Below are 26,413 nucleotides of genomic sequence, written 5' to 3' on the forward strand. Positions count from 1 at the left end.
GGCGCTACGAACCAAAGACCTGGAGCAGGATCTCGCGCCGGTGGGGCCGGTCGCGATGCTCGATCAGGTAGATTCCCTGCCACGTGCCGAGGCCGAGGCGCCCGCCCCGCACCGGAACGCTGAGCGCGGAATCCGTCACCAGCGTTCGGATATGCGCGGGCATGTCGTCCGGCCCCTCCGCCCCGTGCACGTAGCTGGCATGGCGCGGGGCGAGACCGTCGAGGGCGGTGAGGAGGTCGGTCCGCACGTCGGGATCGGCGTTCTCCTGGATCGTCAGGGAGGCCGAGGTGTGCCGGCAGAACACCGTGACGAGCCCCGTCGCGACCCCGCTCCGCGCGAGGAAATCCGCCACCGCCCGCGTGATCTCGGTGAAGCCCTGGCCGGGCGTCGTCACCGTGATCGTGGCGGTCGCCTGGCGCTCCACGGCGCCGCTGGAAAAGCCCTCCAGCGCCCCGATCCGCCCGCCGTTCTCGCCCGCGCGTCTCATCCTTGCGCCTCCTTCACCTGAGCCACCTGCAGGGTCTCGCCCGGCGCGATCTCGCGCTCGCCGCGCGCCAGGATGGTCTCCAGGGCCTCGACCCGGTCGGCCTCCGCCGCCGGCTTGTCCCAGCGGATGCGGGCGACGCGGGGGAAGCGCATGGCCACCCCCGACTTGTGCCGGGTCGAGCGCTGCACGCCCTCGAAGGCGATCTCGAGCACGAGGCCGTGGTCGCGCCCGTAGGACACCTCGCGCACCGGCCCGAAGCGCTTCGTGGTGTTGTTGCGGACGTAGCGGTCGAGCTTGGCGAGCTCGGCATCGGTGAAGCCGTGATAGGCCTTGCCCACCGGCACGAGTTCGGGCGTGCCGTCCTCGCGCTCGCGCCAGACCCCGAAGGTGTAGTCGGAGTAGAACGACGAGCGCTTCCCGTGCCCGCGCTGGGCGTACATCATCACGGTGTCGACGCGGAACGGCTCGCGCTTCCACTTCCACCACGGCCCCTTGGGGCGGCCCGGCAGGTAGGCGCTGTCGCGCGCCTTCAGCATCACGCCCTCGATGGCGTCCGCGTCCTCGCCCGCCCCCACGGCGGCCGGATCGGAGCGGGCCGTGGCGAGCGCGTCCCAGGTGGCGAACGGCACCAGCGGCGAGAGGTCGATGCGCGCGTGGTCGAGGGCGGCCACGAAGGCTTCCAGGCGCTGCCTGCGCGCCACGAAGGGCAGCGGGCGCAGGTCCTCGCCCTCGGCCTGCATCAGGTCGTAGGCGCGAACATGGGCGGGGAACTCCTCCAGCAGCTTCGGCGTCACGGCCTTCCGGTTGAGGCGCTGCTGCAGCACGTTGAAGCTCTGCACGCGACCCGCGCGCAGGATCAGCAACTCGCCGTCGATCGCGCCCGAGAAGGTGATGGCCTCGGCCAGATCCGGGAACGCGCCCGAGATGTCCTCGCCGGTGCGCGAGTAGATGCGCGCCACCTGGGTGCCGCCCGCGTCCCGCCCGCCGACGAGCTGGACCCGGATGCCGTCCCACTTCCACTCGCCGGAGAAGGCAGCCGGGTCGAGTTTCTCGAAATCCGCCGCCTCGTCGATGGGGTGTGAGAGCATCGGCGGCCGGAAGGGCGCGGGGTTGAGCGTCGTCGGACGCGGCGCCCGGCCCTCGACCCAGGCGAACAGGGTGGCATAGGGCGGCTCCAGCCCGTGCCAGACCTCCTCCACCGCGTCGGCCTCGTGGCCGCCGAGCGCCCCGATGGCGGTCTTGGCGAGGCGGGCCGAGACGCCGACCCGCAGCGCACCGGTGATGAGCTTCAGGAGCGCCCAGCGCCCGGTCTCGTCGAGGGCATCGAGCCATTCCGCGATGCGGGCGGGAAGATCCGCCTTCCGCACGGTGCGCAGGGTCTCCACCACCTCGGCGAGGCTGGGGACGTGCGGGGGCGGGTTGTTGTGGCCGAGGGAGGCGAGCGCCCCCCCTCCCGCAGCCTCCGAGGACCGATGCGTGCCTGAAAATGACGCGACGGGCTCCCTCTCCTGGAAGGAGAGGGTTGGGGAGAGGTGTGGTCCTTCTCCAGAGAGGTCACGCACCTCACCCTGTCCCTCTCCTTCCAGGAGAGGGGACCCACGCCGCCTGCCCGACGCCGGAACGTTCACGTCCCCCGGGGCCTGCGGTGCCGGCCAGATCAAAGCCGTCGTCTCGGCCAGATCGCCGACGTAGTTGTGCGAGAGCCCGAACAGCACCGGGTCGACCCGCGCCTCCACCAGCCCCCGGATCATCGCGGGCTTGGCCTCCCGGAAGGTCAGCCCCCCCGTCATCGCGGCCAGAGCGTAGCCGCGCTCCGGGTCGGGCGCATGGGCGAAATAATCCTGGAGCAGGCGCAGCTTGGCGTTGCGGCGCGGCTCGTAGGCGAGGCGGTCGAGGAGATGGGCGAAATCGTTCATGCGGCCTCCTCCGGCGCGGCCGCCGGCTCGGATTCGCCGTCGTCGCCGTAGCCGAGCAGGTGCAGGGGTTTAGCCTTGATGCCTTGCGTCCCGCACCAATGCACCAGGGCGTCCTCCTGCCCGTGCGTGACCCAGACCTCGCCGGCCCCGGTCTCCCGGATCGTGCGGCAGAGGTCCGGCCAGTCGGAATGGTCGGAGATGCAGAGCGGCAGTTCGACGCCCTTCTGGCGCGCCCGCGCGCGCACCCGCATCCAGCCCGAGGCGAACGAGGTGACGGGATCGGGGAATTTGCGCGACCACACGTCCTGGATCGACGAGGGCGGGCAGAGCACGATGGCGCCGTGGAGCTTGGCCCGCTCGGTCGCCACCACCTTCGGCGTCTCACCGAGGGGGATGCCCTCCTGCTTGTAGAGTTCGGTCAGCTTCTCCACGGCGCCGTGCAGGTAGATCGGCCGGTCGTAGCCGGCCTCCCGCAGCAGGGCCATCACCCGCTGCGCCTTGCCGAGGGCGTAGGCCCCGACGATGTGAGCGCGCTCGGGGAACAGGGCCACGGAATCGAGGAGCTTCCGCACCTCGTCGCGGGTGTCCGGCATCCGGAACACCGGCAGGCCGAAGGTCGCCTCGGTGATGAACACGTCGCAGGGCACCACCTCGAAGGGCAGGCAGGTCGGGTCGTAGGCGCGCTTGTAATCCCCCGAGACCACCACCCGCAGCCCCTGCGCCTCGATCGCGATCTGGGCCGAGCCGAGCACGTGCCCGGCGGGCGCGAAGCGCACGGTGACGTCGCCGATGCGGATCGCCTGTCCGAGCGGCGCCTCCTGCCGGCTCGCGCAGAAATCGGCGCCGTAGCGCACCGCCATGATGCGCAGGGTCTCGGCCGTCGCGAGCACGCGGCCATGGCCGGAGCGGGCGTGGTCGGCATGGCCGTGGGTGATCAGCGCGCGCGGCACCGGCCAGGTCGGGTCCACGTGGAAGCCGCCGAGGGGACAGTAGAGGCCCTCGCGGGTCAGGGTCAGAAGTTCGCTGGCGCTGATGCTCATCGGCGCGGCATATAGGGCGCCCGACGCACCGGCGCAGCCACATGTCCCACACGATCACCTCCGGCGACCTCCTCGCCGACCGGCGCTACGCCTATGCGCAGGGCTGCTTCGACGACGGCGACCCGGAGGGCGCCGCCGAGATGGCGGAGCAGGCGCTGGAGATCGCGCCCCGCTTCGCTCCTGCCTGGTTCCTCCTCGGCCGCGCCCGCGAGGCCCGGTACGCGGCCAGCGGGCGGGACGGCGACCACCACGCCGCGTTGCGCGCCTATGCCAACGCCCTGGAGATTGACCCCGACGACGCGCAGGGCGCCCGCCTCGCCCTGGTGCGGTTCGGCGCGGGCGCCTCCGCCACGGCGATCTCGCCCGGCTACGTGCGGGCGCTGTTCGACGCCTACGCGCCGCGCTTCGACCGCCACCTCGTCGAGGGCCTGTCCTATCGCGGGCCCGCCCTCCTCGTCGCCGCGCTCGATGCGACGCCCGGCCCCCTCGGCCGGGTCTTCGATCTCGGCTGCGGCACCGGCCTCGTCGGGGCGGCCCTGGGCCAGCGCCCGGATCACCTCACGGGGATCGACCTCTCGCCCGCGATGCTGGCGCGGGCGAAGCGCCTGGGCTGCTATCACCGCCTCGTAGAGGGGGAGATCGCCGCAATCCTGCGCGAGGAACCCCCGGCCTCGGCCGACTGCGCCATCGCCGCCGACGTCATGATCTATGTCGGGGATTTCGCCCGCGTGCTCGGCGACACCGCGCGCGTCCTGGCTTCGGGCGGCCGCTTCGCCTTCACGGTCCAGTCGCATCCGGGCGACGGACTGATCCTCGGGGCGGATTCGCGCTACGCCCACGGCGATGCGCTGGTGCGCGAGGCCGTGGCGGCGGCGGGGTTCGATCTCGTCGTCCTCGAACCGGCATCCGTCCGCCGGGAGAACGGCGCCGACGTGCCGGGCCGCGTGGTGGTGGCGCGCCGTCCGGGCGGTTCACGATCCCGTTCCGACCCTTGATCCGCGGCGAACGACGGGGTTGAACCAAATCCGGACGGCGCTGTTGCCAGCAACGGACCGACACCGCACCGCCGCCGCTGGACGACCTCCGGCGGCGTTTTGATGCGTCGGGCCGGACGGGCACGGTGACGCGACACGCAGGACGGAGATTCCATGGCAGAGACGCAGAACAAGTCGTTTCCGGCGAGCGCCGCGACGCGCATTCCCTTCGCACTGGCCCTCTCGGCGGTGGCGGGCTGCGCCGATTCGATCGGCTTCCTCGAATTCTCGCAGCTGTTCATGTCCTTCATGAGCGGGAACACGACGCGGTTCGGCGTCTCGGTGAGCCGGTTCGACTGGGAGAGCACTTCGCGCGTCGCCTCCGTCATCGTCCTGTTCTGCTTCGGCGCCTTCGCGGGCACGCTCATCGCCGCCTGGGTCGGGCGCTGGCGCCTCTCGGTGCTGCTCCTGCTGCAATCGGTCCTGCTCACCATCGGACTCATCATCCCGCACGGGACCTTCGCCTTCCCGCTCCACGCCTATCCGATCGTGATCGCGCTCGGCCTGCAGAACGCGACCCTGCAGGACGAGGGCGGCCGCAGCCTCGCGCTCACCTACGTCACCGGCGCGGTGGTGCGCTTCGGCACGGGGCTCGCCAACCTCATGCTCGGCACGGTGGCGCCCTCTTTCTGGATCCAGGCGCCGCTCTGGGCGGCCCTCAGCACGGGTGCCGTCATCGGCGGCTTCCTGCAGCTGCGCTATGGCGAGGACGCCTTCCTGTTCCCGGCCGCCGTCTCCGCGCTTCTGGCGATCGTCGCCCTGGTGCTCACGATCGCGAAGCCCGGCAGCGCCTATGTCAGCGGTGAGATCGAGAGGCACCCGCCGGACGGCGTGGCCGAGCCCAAGGTCTAATCGCCGCTGCTGCCCCTCAGGCGCTTGGTGGCGCTCCGCTTCGACTTCTCGTCGAGGCGGCGCTTCTTCGAGGCCAGCGTGGGGCGCGTGGCGCGCCGGGGCGTCGGCGGCACGGCCGCCTCGGCGACGAGTTCGGCCAGCCGCTCACGCGCATCCGCGCGATTGCGGTCCTGCGTCCGGAAGCGCTGGGCGCTGATGACGATGACGCCGTCCACCGTGAGGCGCCGGCCCGCGAGCCGCATCAGCCGCACCGCCACGGCGTCCGGCAGGGCGGCCGAGCGCCGGGCGTCGAAGCGAAGCTGCACGGCGGTGGAGAGCTTGTTGACGTTCTGGCCGCCGGGACCGGAGGCCCGCACGAACGTCTCCTCCAGTTCCGCCTCGTCGATGACGATGTGGGGCGTGCAGTGCAGGGCCACGGCGCGGTCTTTCTCTCGGCCGTCAGGCCGCCTCGGCGGGAGTGCGGGCGCGCAGGGCGAGCGCGTGGAGTCCGCGCCGGAAGGCCGGATCGAGGGCCGCGTTGACGATGCGGTGGCGCTCGACGCGGCTCTTTCCCTCGAAGGCGGCCGCCACCACGTTCACGCGGAAATGCGTCTCCCCCTCGGGCCGCGAGCCCGAATGGCCGGCATGCAGGTGCGATTCGTCGATCACCTCCAAGGCCTGCGGCGCCAGTTGCGCGCGCAGCGTCTCGTCGATCCACGCCTTCAGGGTTCCGGTCTCGCTCATCGTGGGCGTCTCCTGTTCATCCCGATCTCGGACACGTTGCCGGAGCCTTCCTCCGGCTCCGCGCGTCAACCCCCGGCGGTCGCATGCGTCATCAGGCCCGCCGCTCTTGTGTCTGCGACCCGCCCCCTCATAATCGCCCCATCATGGATCTCAACTCGCCCCTGTTCGACAGCATCCGCATCAAGCCGTCCTGCGACGAGCCGAAGACGGCCGCGACCCAGACCTGCGAGACCCCGGGTTGCCAGAATCCCGGGCTCTACCGGGCGCCGAAGGGACGCAAGGCGGAAGGCCAGTACTGGCGCTTCTGCATGGACCACGTGCGCGCCTACAACGCCACGTACAACTACTTCGACGGCATGAACGACGCCGCCGTGCAGGCCTACCAGAAGGACGCGATCATCGGGCACCGCCCGACCTGGGCGATGGGCGTGAACCCCGCCACCGCCGAGGGCAAGGCCAAGGCCAAGGGCGCGCCGAAGCGCGACTGGGCCTATGTCGACCCCCTGGACATCCTGCGCGCCGAGGGCGTCGGCGAGACCGCCCGGCGCAAGGCCCCCGAGCCGCGCCGCCCCCGCCACTCCGCGGCCACCCTCAAGGCCCTCGACGTGCTCGGCCTCGACGAGAACGCCGACGCCGCCGCGATCAAGGCCCAGTACAAGGTGCTGGTGAAGCGCTTCCACCCGGACGCCAATGGCGGCGACCGTTCCTTCGAGGAGCGCCTGCGCGACATCATCCGCGCCCACGATGCCCTGCGCGCCGCCGGCCTCTGCTGACGGGCCCGAACGGCGCGCGGTAATGGTCCGGCACGATCGATGCACCTTTTCCGGAGCTTCTCGACACCGGATGGGGCGGCAAATGCCGCGCGACGCCCTATATCCTGCGCGAAGTCCCTTGGCGCCGCCCGGCGCCGACCCTTAGATGGCGCTCGCGCGCGGTTCGTCCCGAGCCGCCAGACGCCTGAGCCCGACACAGCCCGCGCGGTCCCGTGCCCGAACCGACGGCACCCGCGCCCCGACGAGGTCCTTATGCTTTCTGACGTCACGCCCGCCTCGCTGCCCGACCGGACCGTCTCCGTGCGCGAGGCCTTCGGCATCGACCTCGACCTCAAGGTGCCGGCCTTTTCGCAGCGCGAGGAGCATGTGCCGGATCTTGATCCGGACTACATCTTCGACCGCGAGACCACCCTGGCGATCCTGGCGGGCTTCGCCCGCAACCGGCGCGTGATGGTCACCGGCTATCACGGCACAGGCAAGTCGACCCATATCGAGCAGGTGGCCGCGCGCCTGAACTGGCCCTGCATCCGGATCAACCTCGACAGCCACGTCTCGCGCATCGACCTCGTCGGCAAGGACGCGATCGTGGTGCGTGACGGCAAGCAGGTGACCGCCTTCCAGGACGGCATCCTGCCCTGGGCGCTGCAGAACAATGTCGCGCTGGTCTTCGACGAGTACGATGCCGGCCGCCCGGACGTGATGTTCGTGATCCAGCGCGTGCTGGAACTCTCCGGCCGCCTGACGCTCCTCGACCAGAAGCGCGTGATCAGCCCCCACCCGGCCTTCCGCCTCTTCGCGACCGCCAACACGGTGGGCCTGGGCGACACGTCCGGCCTCTATCACGGCACGCAGCAGATCAACCAGGGCCAGATGGACCGCTGGTCCATCGTCACCACCCTGAACTACCTCGCGCATGACCGCGAGGTCGACATCGTGCTCTCGAAGGCGGTCCACTACCAGCGCGACGGCGGCCGCGACATCGTCAACCGCATGGTGCGCGTGGCGGACCTGACCCGCAACGCCTTCATGAACGGCGACCTCTCCACCGTCATGAGCCCGCGCACCGTGATCACCTGGGCCGAGAACGCCGACATCTTCAAGGATATCGGCTTCGCCTTCCGGGTAACCTTCCTGAACAAGTGCGACGAGTTGGAGCGCACCCTGGTGGCGGAGTTCTACCAGCGCGCCTTCGGCAAGGATTTGCCCGAGAGTGCGTCGAACGTGGCCTTGAGCTGAAAGACCGTTTCTTCGGAGGACCGCGATGGCCGAGCCGGCCCGAAAGGACGAAGCACTTTTGGCGTCATCCTCTGAGCGTGCCTCGAACCGTGCGCGCTACGAGGACGACTTCTATTCGTGGCTGATCCAACAGGCCGACCTACTGCGTTCCGGCCGGCTGGAGGATGTCGATCTTGATCACGTGGCGGAGGAGCTGGAGGATTTGTCGAAGAGCGAGTTCGGCAAGCTCCAGAGCACCCTGCGCGTCCTCGTGATGCACATGCTGAAATGGGACCAGCAGCCGGAGCATCGGACACCGAGCTGGATCTTCTCGATCCGCGAGCAGCGTCGGCGCTACGCCCGCATCCTGGCCGGGAGCCCAGGCCTCAAGCCCCGCATCGACGAGGCTCTCGGGGATGCCTACCCGGACGCGCGTGACTGGGCTTCCGACGAGACGCGACTTCCGCCCGATGAGTTTCCGTCCGAATGCCCCTACGCCTGGGAGGATATCCTGGAGCGACCCTTCGACTTCGATTCGGTGAAGAAGCAACGCCCGTGAGCATCTCCAACCGTAAAGCCGGCGACCGGCGCGAGCCCGTCGCCGAACCGCTCAAGCGCTCGGTGGCGGGCTGCCTGCGCGCCATCGCCAAGCGCTCCGAGATCGAGGTGGTCTATGCCAGCGACCGCCCGGCGCTGACTGGCGACAAGGCGCGCCTGCCCGAGCCGCCGCGCAAGCTGACGCCGGAGGATGTGGCGATCCTGCGCGGCAACGCCGATTCGATGGCGCTGCGCCTCGGCTGCCACGACGTCGCCGTCCATCGCCGCCTGGCGCCCGAGAATGCCGGCGCCCGCGCGGTGTTCGACGCCGTGGAGCAGGCCCGCGTGGAGGCGATCGGTTCGCGCCGCATGGCCGGCGTCGCCTCCAACCTCTCGGCGATGCTGGAGGACCGCTACCATCGCGGCGGCAAGTACGAGGACATCACCGACCGGGCCGATGCGCCGATGGAGGATGCCGTCGCCCTGATGGTGCGCGAGCGCCTGACCGGCGCCGCGCCCCCGGCGGCCGCGCGCAAGATCGTCGACCTCTGGCGCTCGCACATCGAGGAGAAGGCCGGGCCCAGCCTCGACGGGCTGATCGGCTCCCTCGAGAACCAGCGTGCCTTCGCCCGCTCGGTGCGCGACCTCCTCACCTCCCTCGACATGGCGGACGAGACGCCGTTCGACCCCGAGGACGACGAGAACGAGGACGAGAACGAGTCGCAGGACGACGAGCAGACCCCGAGCGAGGGCGAGGCGGAGGAGCAGTCGCAGGGCGACCGCTCCGAGATGGAGACCTCGCAGGAGGCCTCCGACGAGATGCAGGAGGGGGCTACCGAAGCCGCCGACGCGCCCTCCGGCGAGTTGCCCGACGAGTCGGAGAACGCCGAATCCGAGGAGGCCTCGGAGGCGTGGTGGCCGCCCTCGCAGCGGACCAACGAGCCGCGCGGGCCGGAATACAAGGTCTTCAACCCGCGCTTCGACGAGGTCATCCACGCCGAGGACCTCTGCGACGCGGACGAACTCGCGCGCCTGCGCACCTATCTCGACAAGCAGCTGGCGCATCTCCAGGGCGTGGTCGGGCGCCTCGCCAACCGGCTCCAGCGCCGTCTGCTCGCCCAGCAGAACCGCGCCTGGGACTTCGACCTCGAGGAGGGCCAGCTCGACCCGGCCCGCCTCGTGCGCGTGGTGACCGATCCGTTCCAGCCGCTCTCGTTCAAGCGCGAGAAGGACACCAACTTCCGCGATACGGTGGTGACCCTGCTGCTGGACAATTCCGGCTCGATGCGCGGGCGCCCCATCACCGTGGCGGCGACCTGCGCCGACATCCTGGCGCGCACCCTGGAGCGCTGCGGCGTCAAGGTCGAGATCCTCGGCTTCACGACGCGGGCCTGGAAGGGCGGACAGTCGCGCGAGGCGTGGCTCGCCGCGGGCAAGCCGAACACGCCGGGCCGGCTCAACGACCTGCGCCACATCGTTTACAAGTCGGCCGACGCTCCCTGGCGCCGGGCGCGCAAGAACCTCGGGCTGATGATGCGCGAGGGGCTGCTGAAGGAGAACATCGACGGCGAGGCGCTGGACTGGGCCCACAAGCGTCTGCTGGCGCGCTCCGAGCAGCGCAAGATCCTGATGGTGATCTCGGACGGCGCGCCGGTGGACGATTCCACCCTTTCGGTGAACCCCGGCAACTATCTCGAGCGCCACCTGCGCTGGATGATCGAGGACATCGAGACCCGCTCGCCCGTGGAACTGCTCGCCATCGGCATCGGCCACGACGTGACGCGCTACTACCGCCGCGCCGTGACCATCATCGACGCCGAGGAGCTCGGCGGCGCGATGACGGAAAAACTCGCCGAACTCTTCGAGGACGATGCCGGCGCCGCCGCCCCGCGCAGGAAGGCGGCCGGCGGGCGCCGGTAGGCTTCGCGCCTCAGGCCGCCAGATCGTCGAGGGCGGCCGAGATTTCGCCCTCGGACAGGCGGCGGATGATCGGGCCGGAGGTCCAGACCAGCATCGGCACGATCCGGTGCGTCGGGTGGATTTCGGCGAGCAGGGCCGCGTAGAGGGCGATCTGCCCGGCTTCCGCGCGCGGCAGCGCGGCGCCGCCCTCGGCCGGCGGCCGGCCGGTCTTGAAATCCGCCACCCAGACTGTGTCCCCGGAAATCGCCAGGCGGTCGACCCGCCCGAAGACGGCGCGCGCGACGCCGCCCACCCGGACCCGGCCCGAGAGCGTCACCTCGGCCCGCGCATCGCGGGCGAAGAGCGGCGCGAGGTCGGGCTCGTCCAGGAGCCGCAGGGTGGCGTCGACGATGGCCCCCTGCTTCACGGGGTCGAGGCCCGGAGCCCGGGCACGCACGAAGGCGGCGGCGGCGGGCTTCCGCTGGGCGGGTTCGATCCGGGGCAGGTGCTCGACCAAGGAGTGGATTAGGGTTCCGCGCCGGCGCGCCTCGCTGTCCGCCTGGCGCCGGCCGGGCTCGCGCCGCGTGTCGGCGGCTCCCAGCGCGCCGGACGGGGTGACGGGCGGCGCCGCCTCGAACTCTCCGGGGACGGGCGCTTCGAGCCAAGGGGGCAGTTCCACCGAGGCCCCGGCGGCCGGCGGCACCGCGCCGAGCGGCGCGGCACGCCCGCCCTCGCGCCACAGCGTCGCCGGGCCGTACGGGGTCTCCAGGGCCTCGCCGGCGCCGAAGGCCTGCTCCAGTCCGGCACGGATCATCTCGCACCACGCCGACGCGCTCGGGGCCTCGTGCCCACGGTGGGGCGCGATCACCAGCCTGTCGGCGGCGCGGGTCATCGCCACGTAGAGGAGGCGGTTGTGCTCCTCGCGGGCGCGGGATTGCAGCGCGGCGCGCGCCTGCGTGACCGCCTCGCAATCGCCCGCCTTGGCGCCCGCCCAGATCGGCGGAAGCGGGCCGGCGCCCTGCCCGAACCGGCCCTGGGAGACGCCGACGGGCGTCATGGACAGGAGCGGCGGATCGTTGCGGCCGAGCGCCTCGCAGCCATCGATGACCACGACCACCGGCGCTTCCAGACCCTTGGCTCCGTGGACGGTCATCACCCGGACCTCGTCGCGGCCGGAATCGAGGTCGCGCTTGACCGTGTGCCCTCCCTCCCCGCGCCCCGGCACGGTGTCGTAGCGCGCGAGAAAGCCGCCCAGCGACGGCGCGTCCGTGGCCTGCTCGGCCTGGGCCGCCGTCATCAGGAAGACGTCGATGGCGTCGCCGGCCTCGCCGCCGAGGCGGGAGACCAGGGCGCGGCGCCCGCCGCGCGCGCCGAGCAACGTGGCGTAGAACCCGAACGGCCCCTCGCAGGCGGCGAGCGCGATCCAGGATGTCAGGGCCTCGTGCCCCCGGATCGCCGCCGGATCGCCCGCCTCGGCGTGCCGGGCCAGCGCGTCCTCCAGGGTCTCGTGGCGTTCGCGGCGGGCCGCGATGCGCACGAGGTCGTCGTCGTCGAACCCGACGAGCGGGGTCTTCAGCGCGCCCGCCAGGGTGAGGTCGTCGGCCGGCAGGAGCCCGGCGCGGCCCACCGCCACGAGGTCGTTGACGGCGATGTGGGCGGCGATGTCGAGGCGGTCCTGACCGGCCACCGGCACGCCGAGCGCCTTCATGGCGCGGATCACCTCTTCGAAGGCCGCCGAGCGCTTGCGCACCAGGATGAGGATGTCGCCCGGGCGCCAGATCCGGCCGGTCTCGTCGCCGGTGGTGATCCAGGCCAGGGCCGCCCGCGCCACGCGGCGCGCGGTGACGATGGCCGGCGCGTTGGTCTCGGGCGCGTCGACGGGGGCGGCCCAGGCATCGGGCTCGGGCTCGTCGGCCGGCTCCTCGATCGGCCAGAGTTCGACGGTGCCGGGGGCGGAGGTCCGCGCCGTGCTGTGGGTGGTGCCGATGGCGGCGTCCTCGAAGGACAGGCCCTCGTAATGCTCGGGAATCGCGAACGTCGCGTCCACCGCCCGCAGCACGCCGCCGGCGGAGCGGAACGACAGGTTCAGGTGTACGTCCGAGAAGGCGAGGCCGGCGCCGTTCGAGGCGCGCTGCCACTCGCGCCGGGTGGTCTCGAACTCGCGCGGCTCCGCGCCCTGGAAGCTGTAGATCGACTGCTTCGGGTCGCCCACGGCAAAGCGCGTCCGCGCCACCTCGCGGGCCCCCTCGCCACTCGCGAACTCGGCGGTGATGCGGCGCAGGATCTCCCACTGGTGCGGGTTGGTGTCCTGCGCCTCGTCGATCAGCACGTGGTCGACGCCGCGATCGAGCTTGTAGAGCACCCAGGTCGAGTCGACCCGGCCGAGCAGGTCCAGGGTCTTGTGAATCAGGTCGTCGAAGTCGAGCGCTCCGAGGCGCGCCTTCTGGGCCTCGACCCGGCGGTGGATCTCGGCCGCCAGGGTGAACAGGGCGCGGGTGCGCGCCAGGGCCTGGACGCCGCGCAAGGCGTCCTGCAACGGTTCCAGCCGGTCGCGCTCGTCGCGCAGCGCCTGCTTGACGTCCTCCGGGACCGCCTTGGTGCCGAGACTCTTGTCGGCTTTCGGCAGACCCTCCTTGGTGAAGAAGATGCCGCGATAGGTCTCCAGAGCCGCGCTCCCGGAGGCTTCCGCGACCTCGATCAGCCGGTCGGCGATGCCCTCGTCCGTGGCCTTGCCGGTGCGCAGGCGCGCGGCGACCGCGCCGAGGTCGCCCAGGAGGCCGTCCAGCATCCGGGCCTCGATGCCCGCGACGGTCTCGTCCGGCCGGACGCCGAGGGCGTCGGCCAGGCCGGAGAACGGAGCGTCGAGGCCGTGGCGGGCGGCCAGCACGTCGCGCGCCCGCATGGCGGCGCGGATCGCCTTGCGGAGGGCGTCGCCCGTCGCCTCCGGCCCCACGATGGCCACCGCCGCGCCGAGATCCGGCTCGGTTCCCCCGATGGCATCGGCCAGCACGTTGCCGGTCTCGATGTGGAAGGCGTCCGCCGCCTGGGTCTCGTCCAGCACCACGAAGCGGGCGGGCACGTTCGCCTCGAAGGGGAACATGTGCAGCAGCCGCTCGCAGAGGGCGTGCAGGGTCTCGATCTTCAGGCCGCCCGGCGTCTCCACCGCGCGGGCGAACAGGCGCCGCGCCACCTGCAGGGTCTTTCGCGATGGGCGCTCGCCCGTCAGTTCCGTCAGTTCGGCCGTCAGCGTGGCATCGTCCAGCGTGACCCAGCGGCCGAGCACGCGAAACACGCGGATCGACATGTTGGCGGCGGCCGCCTTGGTGAAGGTCAGGCACAGGATGCGGGCGGGCGGCGCCCCGTCGAGGAGGAGGCGCACGACGCGGTCGGTCAGCACCTTGGTCTTGCCCGCGCCCGCATTGGCCGAGACCCAGGCCGAGGCGCGCGGGTCGGCGGCCTCACGCTGCGCTTTCCGGGTGAGGTCGTCGACGACGAAGGTCTCGCGCGCGGACATCAGGCGTCTCCCTCCCCACCGAGCGACCATTCGAGCACCCGCGCGAGGTGGTCGTAATCGCCGTAGGACTTCGCGTATTTCGGGTAGGGCCGCGAGGTGTAGGCCGCCTCGCCGGTGAGGAACCGGGCGACGAGTCCCCGGAAGCGGGCCACGTGCTCGGCCACGATGGCGGCGACCTCGCGCTCGTCGCCGCGCGGCGGCTTGACGGGAAGCGGCTCGAACGGTTTGCGGCCCCCCGAGGCGTGGACGTAGAGGAGATCCGGCGTCAGGGTCTCCGGCGCGAACCCCTCGAAGGCGCCGGCCATCAGCATCGCCGCCTCCAGGGTGAGCTGGGGCGAGAAGCCGGCGAAGACCTCCTTGTTGCTCGGCGGCAGGCCGGTCTTGAAGTCGACGATGCAGGCCCCGCCGTCGCTGCGGCGCTCGATCCGGTCGGCCCGCGCCCGGAGGGTGAAGGTCTCGCTCCCCATCGGGATCACCCACTTGCCGGAGATCTCGGGATGGACCTTCGCCAGCCGCCCGCGCCGTTCGACCTCCCAGTCCAGGAACTTGGCGGCGAGCCGCTCGTAGCGCGGCCACCACTCGGCATAGAGTGCCGGATAGGTATCGTTGATGGGCGCGAAGGCGTTCGCAGCCAAGCCGGCCAAGCGCTCGGTGGCCAATGCGATATCCGGCAGCGCCTCGGGATGCTTCTGCGCGAATTCCCCCAGGATCTCGTGGATGAGCGTGCCGCGATCGGCGGCGCCCGGCTCGGCCGCCACCGGGTCGAGGGGATCGAGGCCGAGCACGTGCCGGGCGAAGATCACGTAGGGATCGCGCACCAGGGTCTCGACCTCGGTGACGCTCAAGGTGCGCGGGAACAGGGCCGGATCGGGCCGGGGCCTGGGCTGCTTCAGGCGCGGCGGCACCGGGCCGGTGCCCTGGTCGAGGGCGGCGGCATAGGCCGAGAAGCGCCGCCCTTCCGCGCGCGCGCGGTTCCAGCACGCCTCGCCCGTGAAGGCGCGCAGGCGCTGGAGGAAGCGCGAGGGCACGGTCGGCGCCCCTTCGCGCTTGGCCGCGCGGGTGACGACGGCATCGTGGTGGCCCAGCGCCTGGACGAAGTCGTGGGCGCTCTGGCCGATGCGGCGCTCGGGCGGGTTCAGGCCGATGCGCTCGCGCATGGGCCGGTTGAGAAAGGCGTCGGTGGTCGTCTTCATCGGCCAGACGCCCTCGTCGAGGCCGCCGAGCACCACCCGGTCGACGCTCATCAGGCGGGCTTCCAGGAGGCCGAGGATGCGCAGGCGCGGATGCGGCCGCCCGTCGCTGCAGGCCACCATGCGCTCGCGGGCGAGCGCGGTGAAGAAGGCCGGGTAGTCGCCGAAGCGGCCGGGCAAGAGGCCGGGCTCGGCGAGTTCGAGATCGTCGAAGAGGGTGTCGAGGACGGCGAGCGAGGCATCGTCGACCGGCTCGTCCTCGCCCGCGTCGATCAGCCGATCGAAGGTGGCGCGGTGGCAGGCGGCGTAGGCGACGAGGTTTCCGACCCCGCGATGATCGCGATCGAGGAAGCCGCCGAAGGCGAGTTCCAGGCGATCGAGGAGGTCGGCGGCCAGATCCCAGTCGCGATCCGTCAGGCGGCTCTTGGCGCGCGGACGCCGTCCGGTCGCGCCGCGCTGGTCGGCGAGCGCATCGCGCAGGCCCGCGAAGCCCGGCGCGGGCGCGGGCCCGCGCAGTGTGCCGATCTCCAAGGCGGCCGCCGCCCGCACCACGTCGCGCCGGGGCATCCCGAGACGGACGAAGGGATGCGACAGCAGCGTGATCAGGCGGGCCGGTTCCAGCGCGGCGGCGAGTTCGGCGGCGAGGCGCGCGAGGCGTCCCGCCCGGCTGCGCGACAGGGCCTCGCCGCCGGAATCCTCCGCCACGATCCCCCAGCGGGCGAGTTCGGCCGCGACCCGGACCGCGAGGCCGCGGTCGGGCGTGACGAGGGCCGCAGTGGCACCCGGAGCCTCCAGCGTCTCGCGCAAGGCCAGGGCGATGATCAGCGCTTCCTCGCGCTCGTCGGCGGCCTCGACCACCGCGAGGCCCCGCATCCCGGCATCGCTCAAGGAGGCCCGCGCCTCGGGGTCGAGCTCGGCCCAGGCCTCGGTGGTCTCGGCCGGACGCAGGGCCTGCGAGAGCAGGCCGAAGCGGGCGCGGCCCTCGGCGGAGGGCTCGCCCAGGGTCGCGATCTGCGCGCGGTCCCGCGCGAGGCAGGCCGGTCCGAGCAGGCGGTGCAGGATCGCCTGCGGGTGCCCGTGGGCGATCTCCCGGGAGACCCCCTCCCCGGTCTCGATGGCGTCCCAGCCCGCCGCGTCGAGATCGGAATCGAGGCCCGGCAGGACCACGGCGCCGCGCGGCAGCCCCGCAACCGCGGCGATCAGCTTGGCGGTGGCCGGAACCGAGCCCGTGGAGCCCGCCACGATCACCGGGTCTCCGGGCCGCTCGCGGGCGAGGCGCTCGGCCTCCGCCAGCACGAGCCTGCGCGAGCGCGAGACCGGATCGCTCATCCCGCGCTCGGCGAGAATTCGGGGCCAGGCCTCGGCGGCGATCTGCACGAAATCGAGGGTCAGGCCGAAGTAGCGCGAGTACTCGGCCTCGACCGCACCGGCGATCTCGGCCCAGGGCAGGCCCTCCACGGTGAGGGCGTCCATCAGGCGTTCGAGGTCGGCGGCGAGTCCGATGGCGTCGGCGGGGGAGGACGGCACCAGGAAGGGCACGTCGTCGTCGATGGGCAACAGGGTGCGGTCCACCGCCTCGGCCCAGCCCTGAACGAGGCGCGCCAGGATCAGCCGGCGCTCCAGGGGCGGCATCGCGGGGTGGAGCAGATCCGGCCCGTTCTCGAGGAGCGGATTGGCGGCGAGATCGAGTTCCGCCTCGTCGGCTTCGCCCAGCGGCACCATGCGGGGCAGCAGCGCCGCGTGCCCCAGCCGCGCGGCCAGGATCGACGAGAACGCCCGCACCGCCCGCTGGGTCGGCAGGTACAGGGTGACGGAGGCGAGCGCGAAGGGGTCGTCGCCGATCGCGCCGACGAGCCGGCCGGAGATCAGCGCCTCGGCCAGCGTCGGCAGGAAGGGCGCGCCGGGCGGGATGGTGAAGACGTGGGGGGCGTCTGAGATCGGCATCGGAGATCCATGGCACCGAATCCCGTTCTCGGGAATGCGGCGTCGTACGGCGACGCCCGACCCGATCCGCGCGGGCGTCCCTCAGGCCACCGGTGCCGTCGACTTGACCCGCGCCTCGGCGGCCACGATCGCCTCCGGCGTGCCCACATGCAGCCATTGCCCGTCGAGGCGCAGGCCGTGCAGCCGGCCGGCCGCGATGGCGTGGTCGAACAGCAGGTTGAGGGAGAACGCGCCCTCCGGCGTGCCCGCGAACAGGCCGGGCTTCAGGATCGCGACGCCGGCATAGATGAAGGGCGCCACCTCGCGCTCGCCGCGCCGCTCCAGCGCACCGGAGGACGTCATCACGAAGTCGCCCGCCCCTTCGTAGCCGAGGCTGGTGGCGGTGGGTGCGACGAGGAGCAGGATATCCATGACCTCGGGGTTCCAGGCGGCGATCAGCCGGCCGAGATTGGATTCCGGACCCTCCAGCCAGAACGAATCCGCGTTGAAGACCACGAAGGGCGCCTCGCCCAGCAGCGGCAGGGCTTTCTTCACGCCACCGCCGGTTTCCAGCAGCGCCTCGCGCTCGTCGGAGATGACGATGGCCGGGGCGGTCCGGCGCTTGCCGACATGGCCCTCGATGAGGTCGGCGAGATAGTGGACGTTGACCACGGCCTCGGTGATGCCGCCCTCCGCCGCCCGGTCGAGGGCATGGTCGAGGAGCGCGCGGCCGGCCACCTCCACCAGGGGCTTGGGCACCGTCGCGGTGATCGGGCGCATGCGCTTGCCGAGGCCCGCTGCGAGGACGAAGGCGCGGGTGATGGACGCTGTGTCGGGCATGGAGGCTCCGTCTCGTCGGGTCGGGGGGCGCTCAGGCGGGCAGGCGCACGCTGCCGTCGGGGAGCGGCAGGAGGTCCGGGTTCCAGGCGACCTCCCAGAGGGCGCCGTCGGGATCGGCGAAGTAGCCGGAATAGCCGCCCCAGAACGCCTCCTGGGCCGGCTTCACCAGGGTGGCGCCCGCCGCGACGGCGTGGGCCAGCACCCGATCGGTCTCGGCCCGGCTCCCGGTGTTGTGGGCGAGCGCGAAGCCGCGAAACCCCTCGCCCGCCGGGGCGACCCCCGCATCCTCGGCCAGCGCCGCGCGCGGATAGAGCGAGAGCACGAGCCCGCCGAGCTGAAAGAAGGCAACGCCCTCCGCGGCATAGGCCGAGCGCGTCCAGCCCAGGGCCTCGTAGAAGCGCACGGCCCGCGCCAAATCGGCGACCCCGAGGGTCACGAGGGTGAGGCGCGGTTGCATCATGGCTGGCGGGCGTCGTCGTGTGCCGGCTCCGGCGCGGGCTTCGGGACGAGGTGCGGCAGGTGCGCCTCGTGCCAGAGGCGCAGGTGCGTCAGGGCCGGATGGTTGAGATTGCGCGCGAGGTAGCCCTCGATGCGCGGCAGGTGGGCGAGGTAGCCGGGCTTGCCGTCGCGGCGGTCGAGGCGCGCGAAGATGCCGAGGATCTTGGTGGCGCGCTGCGCCGCCAGCACCGCGTAGGCCCGGGCGAAGGCGTGCATGTCGAAATCGGGCTCCCGGGCCCGGCGCTCGCGCACGTAGAGGCCGAGCAGGCGCAGCTCGAACTCGGCCGACGCATCCACGCGGGCGTCCTGCAGCAGCGAGGCGACGTCGTAGGCCGGGTGGCCCAGCACCGCGTCCTGGAAGTCGATGACGCCGATGCGCTCGAGTCCCTCGCGCTCGGGCAGCCAGATCAGGTTCGGCGAATGGTAGTCGCGCAGGGTCCAGGTCGGGCGGGCCGGCGTGATGCTGTCGAGCACCTCGGCCCAGAGCGAGACGAATTCGGACCGCGCCGAGCCCGCCAGCTCCGCGCCCCGGATCGCCGGGCAGTACCAGTCCGGCAGCAGCTCGGTCTCGAACACCAGGGCTTCGAGATCGTAGGGCGGCAGCACGTGGTCGATGCCGTCGGCGACGGGGAGCACGCCGGGCAGCTCGGTGGCGTGGAGTTTGGCGAGCAGGCGCACCGCCTCGGCGTAGCGCTCGGGACGCGGGCCGCCCGCATCGACCACGGGCTCGGAGCCGAGATCCTCGATGATCAACAGGCCCTCGGCGAGGTCCTCGCCGTAGATGCGGGGCGCGGAGAAGCCCAGCGCCCGCAGGCCCCGGTCGACGCCCACGAAAGCGTGGACGCTCTCGGCGAGCTTCACGACGGCGCTGTAGGGACGTCCGTTGCGCACGGGCGGCCCGTCGGCGCGCGGCGGCGAGATCATCAGCACGGCGCTCTTGCCGTCCGGCTTCACCAGCCGCTCGTAGGCGCGCGAGGAGGCGTCCCCCTGCATGGCGAGGCGGGCCGCCTCGTCCCAGCCGCTCCGCACCAGGAGCACACGGAGGGCCCGCGCGCGCTTGAGGCGCGCGGCCATGCCGCCGCTGCCGTCGATGCGGGCGAAGCGCGCGTCGTCGCCGAACTCGGCGCGCAGCGAAAGGTCGATGGAGAGGATCGGCGCGTCGCGAGGGCCGAGGCGCTCGGGCCATTCCACGAGGGTGATCGCGGTCTCGGTCATCTCGTCGAAGCCGAGTTCGACGAGTTCGTCGGGGCTGCGCAGGCGGTAGAGGTCGGCATGCACGATCTGCCGGCCGTTGGCGGCCTCGTAGGGCTGGATCAGCGTGAAGGTCGGGCTCGGCACGTCGAGGCCGGGATCCTCGGCGAGTTCGCGGATCAGCGCGCGCGCGAGCGTGGTCTTGCCGCCGCCGAGGCCGCCGGAGAGCGCGACGATGTCGCCGGGCAGCAGGAACTCGGCGAGGAAGCGGCCGAGATCCTCGGTGGCGCTCTCGTCGGGCAGCATGATCTCCCAGGCCGATTTCACCTCACGCTGGGGCGTGTCGGCACCATCCTCGTTCAACGCCCAACTCCTCCTCGGCCGCGCGCCGCCGCGACCCCTCGGACCGCGCGGATGTCCGCCTTCATAGCGGAGCATCCTTAACCAAATCGCGGATGGGGCCGAAGGGTCCCGGCCGAGGCCGCCTATTCGGCCGCATCCCGGCGCGCGTTCGGCTCGGAGATCGGGAAGGTGCAGGTCACGCGGGTGCCGGCGCCGGGCGCGGATTCGAGGCTGACGGTGCCGCCGTGCAACTCGACGAAGGAGCGCACGATGGACAGGCCGAGGCCGACACCGCGATGGCGGGTGCCGAGGGTGTGGCTCTCGAACCGGTCGAACACCCGGGCGGCGACCTCGGCGGGCATGCCCTGGCCCTGGTCGGCCACCGACAGGGTGAGTTCGGAGGCGTTGCGCCGGACCTCGACCCGGACGTGCTGGCCGGGCGCGGAGAATCCGACCGCGTTGGAGAGCAGGTTGAACAGGATCTGGCGCACGCGCTTGCCGTCGGCGACGAAGCTGCCGACATCGTCGGGCACGTCGAGATCGAGGCCGATGGCGGAATCGGCGAGCCGGTCCTCGAGACCGCGCACCGCCGCCTCGACGGTGGCGCGGACATCGACCACCTCGCGGCTGAGTTCGAGCGAGCCCGCGTCAATCGAGGCGAGGTCGAGGATGTCGTTGATCATCACCAGCAGCGCGCCGGACGAGCGCATGATGTGCCCGGAATATTCGCGCTGGCGCTCGTTGAGGGCGCCCACCGTCTCGTCGCCGAGGAGCTGGGTGAAACCGATGATGTTGGTGAGCGGCGAGCGCAGCTCGTAGGAGACGTGGTTCACGAAGGTGTCGCGCAGCTGCGAGGTGCGCTCCAGCGCATCGTTCTTGTCGGTGAGCGCGCGCTCGACGTTCACGCTCGCGGTGACGTCGATGAGGGTCAGGAGCGTCGCGCCCTCGGGCAGGGGCTGGGCGGCGCAATCGAGCACCGTGCCGTCCACGATCTCCAGGCGACAGGTCAGCCCGGCGCGGCTCTCCAGCCCCGTGATGGCGCCGCGGATGTCGAGCCAGGGGTCCTCGTCGGGCGACAGCACCCGACAGGCGGCGATGACCGCATCGACGCGGGGGCGCTCGCCGAGGGTCTCGGGGTCGAGGCGCCACAGGGTCGCGAAGGCGCGGTTGGCGAAGGTCAGGCGTCCGTCGGCGCCGAACACCGCCACGGGCTCCTTCAGGGTGTCGAGGGTCTCGGCCTGCACCCGCATCAGCGCGTTGTAGCGCGATTCGAGCTTCATGTTCTCCGAGACGTCGTCGAACAGGTAGGTCAGGCCGCCCTGCGGATTGGGATCGGCGACCACGCGGAGCGAGCGCCCGTCCGGCAGGTACCACCAGGCCTCGCTGGCCTCCACCGCCCGGTAGGCGCCGAGCACGTCGGCTTTCCAGGACTTGAAATCGGCCTGCTCGGGCAGCTTTCGGGCAGCGCGGAGCCGATCGAGGATCTCGCCGTCCAGCGGCCGGCCGTCGAGGAAGGCCTGATCGAGGTCCCAGAGCTGGCGATAGGCGGCGTTGTGGAAGATCAGCCGCTGGCGGGCGTCGAACATGGCCACGGCGGTGGGCAATTGGTCGAGGGTGCGGACATTGGCGTCCATCTGGCGCTGGAGGTCGGCGCGCACGCTCTCCAGTTCCGAGACGTCGACCGCGATGCCGACCCGGCCGGTCTCGATGGCGGATTCCGTGACGTCGAGGGTGCGCCGCCCTCCCGCCACGACGGCCGAGAGGCGATGCGCCGCCCGCCCCCCGCTCGCGAGGCGTCCCCCGTCGTCCCGGGTGATGAGGTCGCGGGCCTGACGATCGAGCAATTCGATGCCGCCCTCGAGGGTGTTCTCGCGGGTGCCCCCCTCGACCGCCGCCACGTAGGCAAGGTTGACCCAGGCGAGCAGGCCGTTGCGGTTGCGGCGCCAGACCGGCTGGGGAATCGCGTCGAGGAGACTGGTCAGAGCCGAGAGGCTGCGCCGCGCCTCGTAGAGGGTGATGCGCAGGTCGATGAGCTCGCGCTTCTCGTCGGTGGTCTCGCGCAGGCGCAGGATGGCGCGGCCGGAGAGCGCCTGACCGTGCGCGTCGATGAAGCGCCCGGATTGCGTGCGCAGGCTCAGGCGAAAGCCGGTGCCGCGCGCCCGAAGGCTCTCGATGGCCGTGTTCAGGGCGTCGGCATCGACGGCGTGCAGCCAGCTCTCGAAACCCAGGAACGCCGTCTGGATGTCCCCGGACAGGCGCTTGCCGTCGACGAGGCCGACATCGCCCTCCACCGTCGGCGCGCCGCGCCCAGACCACGTCACGATGATCTGGCGCTCGGCGTTGAGCAGCATCTCGGCGCGGTCATGGGCGCCGCGCAGCGCCGTCAGTTCCGTCACGAGATCCCGCTCGCGCCGGGTCCAGCGGCTGCGCTCGCGCATGTGCAGGAGCGCCACGATGGTCGAGAAGACCGTCAGCCCGATCAGAATCGCGAGGCCGGCGGCATTGTGGGTGTGCTGCCCGAACCCCGCGGCGACCGCGCCGGCGTCCATTCCCTGACCGATCGCGCGCGCCGGAGTTCCGGCCACGGCGACGACGAGAGAGCCGGCGCACAGGACCGCGCGCGCCGTTCGATCGACCCTCATGATCCGTCCCGCCTCCACGAATCTTCGATGAGGCGCCAAGATGCGCCCTTCCCGCAACCGCCCGAAGGCCGGCCGCGAGCCACTCCATCTGAGGAATCAGCCCACACTAGCGCGAGGCGGAATCGCACCGGAAGAGGGTTAAGCTTAACTTTAGGGGCTTGACCCGCGATGGCCCGCGGAGGGCGCAGAAAAGCCACACCGCGCCGCCTGTCCGGCCGGAGGCCGGACACGAAGAAGCCCGGCGCAGAGGCCGGGCTTCGGTTCGTGTCTCAGCGGCGGTGGAGGCGCGTCCTGAGGAGCGCCGGCCGGCTCAGTAGCGGTAATGGTCGGGCTTGAACGGGCCGTTCTCGGAGACGCCGATATAGGCGGCCTGGTCGGGGCGCAGCTTGGAGAGCTTCACGCCGATCTTCTCGAGGTGGAGCAGCGCCACCTTCTCGTCGAGGGCCTTGGGCAGCGTGTAGACCTGACGCTCGTACTTGCCCGGGTTGGTCCAGAGCTCGATCTGGGCCAGCGTCTGGTTGGTGAACGAGGCCGACATCACGAAGGACGGGTGGCCGGTGGCGTTGCCGAGGTTCACCAGGCGTCCCTCCGACAGGAGGATGATGCGGTGGCCGTCGGGGAAGGTGATCTCGTCCACCTGCGGCTTGATGTTCGACCAGGTGAGGTTCTTCAGGCCGGCGACCTGAATCTCGTTGTCGAAGTGGCCGATGTTGCACACGATCGCGCGGTCCTTCATGGCCCGCATGTGCTCGATGGTGATGATGTCCTTGTTGCCGGTGGCCGTCACGAAGATGTCGGCGCGGGGCGCGGCGTCTTCCATGGTGACGACCTCGTAGCCTTCCATGGCGGCCTGGAGGGCGCAGATCGGATCGACCTCCGACACCAGAACGCGGCAGCCGGCGTGGCGAAGCGAAGAGGCCGAACCCTTGCCGACATCGCCGAAGCCCGCGACCATGGCGACCTTGCCGGCCATCATCACGTCGGTGCCGCGACGGATGCCATCCACCAGCGATTCGCGGCAGCCGTAGAGGTTGTCGAACTTCGACTTGGTGACGGCGTCGTTCACGTTGATCGCCGGGAAGAGCAGCTTGCCTTCCTTGGCGAGGTTGTAGAGGCGGTGCACGCCCGTGGTGGTCTCCTCCGAGACGCCCTTGATCGACTCGGCGAGACCCGCGAACCAGCCCTTCGGCTTCTGGCTGAGCTTCTTCTTCAGGAGCGCGAAGAAGATCTCCTCCTCCTCCGACTCCGGCTTGTCGAGGAAGGCGGTGTCGCCGTTCTCGGCGCGCAGGCCGAGATGCACGAACATGGTGGCGTCGCCGCCGTCGTCGAGGATCATGTTCGGCATGCCGCCGTCATGCCAGTCGAACAGCTTCGACGTGTAGTCCCAGTACTCGGTCAGCGTCTCGCCCTTGATGGCGAAGACCGGGATGCCGGCGGCCGCGATGGCGGCGGCGGCGTGGTCCTGGGTCGAGTAGATGTTGCAGGAGACCCAGCGGATGTCGGCGCCGAGCGCCTTCAGGGTCTCGATCAGCACGGCCGTCTGGATCGTCATGTGCAGCGAGCCGGCGATCTTGGCGCCCTTCAGCGGCTGCGACGCACCGTATTCCTCGCGCGTGGCCATCAGGCCCGGCATCTCGGTCTCGGCGATCGAGATCTCCTTGCGGCCGTACTCGGCCAGTCCGATGTCCTTGACGATGTAATCCTGGGCCATGTGGTCCTCTCTCCGTCGTTCTCTGCGTCTGGCCGGGGCTATAGCAGCGTGGGACGCCCGAGGCAATCAAGATATAAAGATGTCTTTATACGAATGATTCCAACCGCGACTGGATCGGGCGATCCGGTTGCGCCGCGCGATGAAACCCGCTTAGCGTGTATTTCAGCGGGCAGGTCGTGCCTGCGCCCGGCCCGTCCCCGGCGCGGACGTCCGGGGGTTTCGGAATGCGGAGGGTTGGAGAAAACGATGAGACCGCACCTTGTCCTGGCGGCTCTGACGAGCCTGATCGGCACCGTGGACGCGGGCGCGTTCCCCGCACGCATGCGGACCTTCGAGAAGGTCGTCTCCGCGGGCCATACGCTGACGGTCGCCTCGTTCTCGTCCCTCGACCCGACCTGCCGGTCGCTCGGCCCCATGTCGGTCAGCCTGATCGATACCGCCCATGACGGCCGCGTTCAGGTGGAAGAGGGGCGCGACTTTCCGAGCTTCTCGACCCTCAACACGCGCTCGCGCTGCAATTCCCGCAAGGTGCCGACGACTTTCGTGCGCTATACCCCGTCCCCCGGCTACACCGGCGAGGACGAGTTCGCGCTCGAGTTCGTCAGCCCCGGGGGCGATGTCGGGCGCGCGCGCTTCCACATCACGGTCCGCTGATCGCGGACCGCGTCTCGGGCAGCCCGCGCGGCACGGGACGGGCCCCTCCGGTTGGGTTCCTTCAGGCGGCGGCGCGATCGGGCGCGGCGAGTTCGTCGGCGGGACCGAAGAATTCGTAGCGGATGCGCTCCGCCGGTACCCCCAGACGGGCCAGGCCGTGGACGAGGGCCGCCAGGAAGGGCTTGGGACCGCACAGGTAATAGGTCGCCCGGTCGACCGGCGTCGCGGCGGCGAGGTCCTCGGCCGTGATCAGCCCGGCGGCGTCATAGTCGCGACCGGGCACGTCGGTCGCCTCGGGCGCGGAGTAGACGGTCCGCACCCGCACCGTGGAGGCCCGTTCGGCCAGGGCCCGGACATGCGCGCGCAGGGCATGCACGCGTCCGTTGCGGGCGGCGTGGACGAACCAGACCGGCCGCGTCGAATCGGTCTCGACCAGGGTCTCCAGCATGCTGACCATCGGCGTCAGGCCCACGCCGCCGCTGACGAGGACCAGGGGTCCGGTCCCTTCCTCCAGGAAGAAGTCGCCGGCGGGGGGCGCCAGCCTGACGATCGTGCCGGGTCCGGCCGAGGCATGAAGCCAGTTCGAGACGAGGCCGGCCGGGGCGGCGGCACCCTCACCGGCCGGGCCGGCGGCGTCCTCGCTAACAGGGCCGGCGGCGGCTTGGCGCTTCACCGTGATCCGATAGGCCCGCGCGTTGGGTGCGCAGGAGATCGAGTAGTTGCGCGTGAGGCTGCCCCGGTCGGGAATCTCCAACCGCACTCCAAGATATTGCCCCGGCGCATGCCGGGCGACCGCGCCGCCGTCACGCGGGACCAGCACGAAGGAGCGGATGACCTCGCTCTCCTGCGCCACGCTCTCGATCACGAAATCGCGCCAGCCGTTCCAGCCGCCGGGCCGGTGCGCGAGGTCGCGGTAGAGCGAGGCCTCGCGCCCGATCAGGATGTCGGCCAGGAGCCAGTACGCCTCCCCCCAGGCGGCGCAGATCTCGGCCGTGGCGGCATCCCCCAGCACATCCTGGATCGCGCCGAGCAGAGCCTCGGCCACGGCGGGGTAGTGCTCCGGCAGGATGTTCAATGTCACGTGCTTCTGGGCGATGCGCTCGACCGCACCGCCCAGAACACCGAGGTCGTCGATGTGGCGGGCATAGGCAAGGACCGCCAGGGCCAGCGCCTTCGGCTGCGAACCGGTCGCGCCATGATGCGACTGGTTGAACAGGTCGCGCATCGCGGGGTCGCGAAACAGGCGCTCGTACATGCGGGTGGTGATGGCGAGGCCGTGGGCTTCGAGGGCCGGGACGGTGGCCTTGATCAGGGCGATGGTGGAGGGCGTCAGGGTTGAGGACACGAATCACTCCAAAGGTCTATAAGCCATACACCTTTTAAACCATCGCAGGTTAATGATACAAGCGCGATGTACCTTCTGCCTCAGGAG

At 71.3% G+C, this 26,413-nt stretch carries 20 protein-coding genes; 7 read left to right on the plus strand and 13 right to left on the minus strand.

From position 1 onward, the window contains the following. Positions 1 to 4 precede the first annotated feature (4 nt). The 3 genes from MKK54_RS21255 to MKK54_RS21265 are packed head-to-tail and all read right to left on the minus strand — an operon-like array spanning position 5 to position 3,443. On the minus strand, positions 5 to 487 hold the full coding sequence (locus MKK54_RS21255) for a secondary thiamine-phosphate synthase enzyme YjbQ (protein ID WP_244013954.1): 483 nt from the start codon (positions 485 to 487) through the stop codon (positions 5 to 7). Further along, on the minus strand, positions 484 to 2,403 hold the full coding sequence (locus tag MKK54_RS21260) for a cisplatin damage response ATP-dependent DNA ligase (RefSeq protein ID WP_244013957.1): 1,920 nt from the start codon (positions 2,401 to 2,403) through the stop codon (positions 484 to 486). Before MKK54_RS21260 ends, MKK54_RS21255 begins: the two co-directional genes overlap by 4 nt. Beyond that, entirely contained in the window at positions 2,400 to 3,443 is a 1,044-nt protein-coding gene (locus tag MKK54_RS21265) for a ligase-associated DNA damage response exonuclease (RefSeq protein ID WP_244013959.1), read from the minus strand. Before MKK54_RS21265 ends, MKK54_RS21260 begins: the two co-directional genes overlap by 4 nt. A gap of 41 nt (positions 3,444 to 3,484) precedes the next feature. On the opposite strand from MKK54_RS21265, the gene MKK54_RS21270 reads away from it, so the two are divergent. Then, positions 3,485 to 4,438 carry a class I SAM-dependent DNA methyltransferase gene (locus MKK54_RS21270; RefSeq protein WP_244013961.1) on the plus strand — a complete coding sequence of 318 codons (954 nt, stop codon included), beginning with the start codon at positions 3,485 to 3,487 and terminating at the stop codon, positions 4,436 to 4,438. Between the two features lie 153 nt (positions 4,439 to 4,591). Then, entirely contained in the window at positions 4,592 to 5,329 is a 738-nt protein-coding gene (locus MKK54_RS21275; RefSeq protein WP_244013963.1) for a YoaK family protein, read from the plus strand. Here MKK54_RS21275 and arfB read toward each other — a convergent pair. Together arfB and MKK54_RS21285 are read right to left on the minus strand one after the other, a co-directional pair. Then, the gene (arfB, locus tag MKK54_RS21280; RefSeq protein ID WP_244013965.1) at positions 5,326 to 5,745 is read right to left on the minus strand and encodes an alternative ribosome rescue aminoacyl-tRNA hydrolase ArfB; all 420 of its coding nucleotides are present in this window, start codon (positions 5,743 to 5,745) and stop codon (positions 5,326 to 5,328) included. The genes MKK54_RS21275 and arfB overlap by 4 nt on opposite strands. A gap of 22 nt (positions 5,746 to 5,767) precedes the next feature. Next, positions 5,768 to 6,052: a BolA family protein gene (locus MKK54_RS21285; protein ID WP_244013967.1), complete on the minus strand. Its 285-nt coding sequence runs from the start codon at positions 6,050 to 6,052 to the stop codon at positions 5,768 to 5,770. A 143-nt stretch (positions 6,053 to 6,195) separates the two neighbouring features. Between MKK54_RS21285 and MKK54_RS21290 the strand changes: the two genes are divergently transcribed. The 4 genes from MKK54_RS21290 (at position 6,196) to cobT (ending at position 10,497) form a co-directional block, all read left to right on the plus strand. Then, a complete protein-coding gene (locus MKK54_RS21290) occupies positions 6,196 to 6,825 on the plus strand; it encodes a J domain-containing protein (RefSeq protein ID WP_244013969.1) in 630 nt (209 codons plus the stop codon). Between the two features lie 252 nt (positions 6,826 to 7,077). Beyond that, entirely contained in the window at positions 7,078 to 8,061 is a 984-nt protein-coding gene (gene cobS, locus MKK54_RS21295) for a cobaltochelatase subunit CobS (RefSeq protein WP_244013971.1), read from the plus strand. A gap of 58 nt (positions 8,062 to 8,119) precedes the next feature. Beyond that, complete coding sequence (locus tag MKK54_RS21300) at positions 8,120 to 8,599, plus strand: DUF29 domain-containing protein (RefSeq protein WP_244013973.1); 480 nt, start codon at positions 8,120 to 8,122, stop codon at positions 8,597 to 8,599. Then, positions 8,596 to 10,497: a cobaltochelatase subunit CobT gene (gene cobT, locus MKK54_RS21305; protein WP_244013975.1), complete on the plus strand. Its 1,902-nt coding sequence runs from the start codon at positions 8,596 to 8,598 to the stop codon at positions 10,495 to 10,497. The genes MKK54_RS21300 and cobT overlap by 4 nt, the downstream gene beginning before the upstream one ends. A 10-nt stretch (positions 10,498 to 10,507) precedes the next feature. Here the strand turns inward: cobT and addA are convergent, their stop codons facing one another. The 7 genes from addA to ahcY form a co-directional block, all read right to left on the minus strand. Further along, positions 10,508 to 13,990, minus strand: coding sequence for a double-strand break repair helicase AddA (gene addA / locus MKK54_RS21310; protein ID WP_244013977.1), 3,483 nt, complete (start codon positions 13,988 to 13,990; stop codon positions 10,508 to 10,510). Then, positions 13,990 to 17,124 (minus strand): double-strand break repair protein AddB, encoded by a 3,135-nt coding sequence (addB, locus tag MKK54_RS21315; protein WP_244013979.1) that lies wholly within the window; start codon positions 17,122 to 17,124, stop codon positions 13,990 to 13,992. Before addB ends, addA begins: the two co-directional genes overlap by 1 nt. 81 nt (positions 17,125 to 17,205) lie before the next feature. Next, entirely contained in the window at positions 17,206 to 17,943 is a 738-nt protein-coding gene (locus MKK54_RS21320) for a nucleotidyltransferase family protein (RefSeq protein ID WP_244013981.1), read from the minus strand. A gap of 31 nt (positions 17,944 to 17,974) precedes the next feature. Beyond that, positions 17,975 to 18,403, minus strand: a complete 429-nt coding sequence (locus tag MKK54_RS21325) for a VOC family protein (RefSeq protein ID WP_409564220.1) — start codon at positions 18,401 to 18,403, stop codon at positions 17,975 to 17,977. Then, positions 18,400 to 19,938, minus strand: coding sequence for a tRNA (adenosine(37)-N6)-threonylcarbamoyltransferase complex ATPase subunit type 1 TsaE (gene tsaE / locus MKK54_RS21330; protein WP_244014630.1), 1,539 nt, complete (start codon positions 19,936 to 19,938; stop codon positions 18,400 to 18,402). The genes MKK54_RS21325 and tsaE overlap by 4 nt, the downstream gene beginning before the upstream one ends. A gap of 179 nt (positions 19,939 to 20,117) precedes the next feature. Beyond that, the gene (locus MKK54_RS21335; RefSeq protein ID WP_244013983.1) at positions 20,118 to 22,616 is read right to left on the minus strand and encodes a sensor histidine kinase; all 2,499 of its coding nucleotides are present in this window, start codon (positions 22,614 to 22,616) and stop codon (positions 20,118 to 20,120) included. A 310-nt stretch (positions 22,617 to 22,926) separates the two neighbouring features. Next, a complete protein-coding gene (gene ahcY, locus MKK54_RS21340) occupies positions 22,927 to 24,327 on the minus strand; it encodes an adenosylhomocysteinase (protein WP_244013985.1) in 1,401 nt (466 codons plus the stop codon). Between the two features lie 246 nt (positions 24,328 to 24,573). Here ahcY and MKK54_RS21345 point away from each other — a divergent pair, with 246 nt between their 5' ends. Further along, positions 24,574 to 24,981 carry a hypothetical protein gene (locus tag MKK54_RS21345; RefSeq protein WP_244013988.1) on the plus strand — a complete coding sequence of 136 codons (408 nt, stop codon included), beginning with the start codon at positions 24,574 to 24,576 and terminating at the stop codon, positions 24,979 to 24,981. A 61-nt stretch (positions 24,982 to 25,042) separates the two neighbouring features. On the opposite strand, the gene hmpA is transcribed toward MKK54_RS21345, so the two are convergent. Further along, positions 25,043 to 26,326 (minus strand): NO-inducible flavohemoprotein, encoded by a 1,284-nt coding sequence (gene hmpA, locus MKK54_RS21350; protein WP_244013990.1) that lies wholly within the window; start codon positions 26,324 to 26,326, stop codon positions 25,043 to 25,045. Between the last annotated feature and the right edge of the window lie 87 nt (positions 26,327 to 26,413).

Source organism: Methylobacterium sp. J-068 (assembly GCF_022829445.1).
In the GTDB taxonomy this organism is placed as follows: domain Bacteria; phylum Pseudomonadota; class Alphaproteobacteria; order Rhizobiales; family Beijerinckiaceae; genus Methylobacterium.

Bases quoted from the DNA above. Each gene is read 5' to 3' on its own strand.
- MKK54_RS21345 (WP_244013988.1), top strand. From the start codon at position 24,574: ATGAGACCGCACCTTGTCCTGGCGGCTCTGACGAGCCTGATCGGCACC.
- ahcY (WP_244013985.1), bottom strand. From the start codon at position 24,327: ATGGCCCAGGATTACATCGTCAAGGACATCGGACTGGCCGAGTACGGC.
- MKK54_RS21335 (WP_244013983.1), bottom strand. From the start codon at position 22,616: ATGAGGGTCGATCGAACGGCGCGCGCGGTCCTGTGCGCCGGCTCTCTC.
- MKK54_RS21270 (WP_244013961.1), top strand. From the start codon at position 3,485: ATGTCCCACACGATCACCTCCGGCGACCTCCTCGCCGACCGGCGCTAC.
- addA (WP_244013977.1), bottom strand. From the start codon at position 13,990: ATGTCCGCGCGCGAGACCTTCGTCGTCGACGACCTCACCCGGAAAGCG.
- MKK54_RS21325 (WP_409564220.1), bottom strand. From the start codon at position 18,403: ATGATGCAACCGCGCCTCACCCTCGTGACCCTCGGGGTCGCCGATTTG.
- cobS (WP_244013971.1), top strand. From the start codon at position 7,078: ATGCTTTCTGACGTCACGCCCGCCTCGCTGCCCGACCGGACCGTCTCC.
- MKK54_RS21260 (WP_244013957.1), bottom strand. From the start codon at position 2,403: ATGAACGATTTCGCCCATCTCCTCGACCGCCTCGCCTACGAGCCGCGC.
- MKK54_RS21265 (WP_244013959.1), bottom strand. From the start codon at position 3,443: ATGAGCATCAGCGCCAGCGAACTTCTGACCCTGACCCGCGAGGGCCTC.
- MKK54_RS21255 (WP_244013954.1), bottom strand. From the start codon at position 487: ATGAGACGCGCGGGCGAGAACGGCGGGCGGATCGGGGCGCTGGAGGGC.
- MKK54_RS21290 (WP_244013969.1), top strand. From the start codon at position 6,196: ATGGATCTCAACTCGCCCCTGTTCGACAGCATCCGCATCAAGCCGTCC.
- tsaE (WP_244014630.1), bottom strand. From the start codon at position 19,938: ATGCTGCCCGACGAGAGCGCCACCGAGGATCTCGGCCGCTTCCTCGCC.
- MKK54_RS21320 (WP_244013981.1), bottom strand. From the start codon at position 17,943: ATGCCCGACACAGCGTCCATCACCCGCGCCTTCGTCCTCGCAGCGGGC.
- MKK54_RS21275 (WP_244013963.1), top strand. From the start codon at position 4,592: ATGGCAGAGACGCAGAACAAGTCGTTTCCGGCGAGCGCCGCGACGCGC.
- addB (WP_244013979.1), bottom strand. From the start codon at position 17,124: ATGCCGATCTCAGACGCCCCCCACGTCTTCACCATCCCGCCCGGCGCG.
- MKK54_RS21285 (WP_244013967.1), bottom strand. From the start codon at position 6,052: ATGAGCGAGACCGGAACCCTGAAGGCGTGGATCGACGAGACGCTGCGC.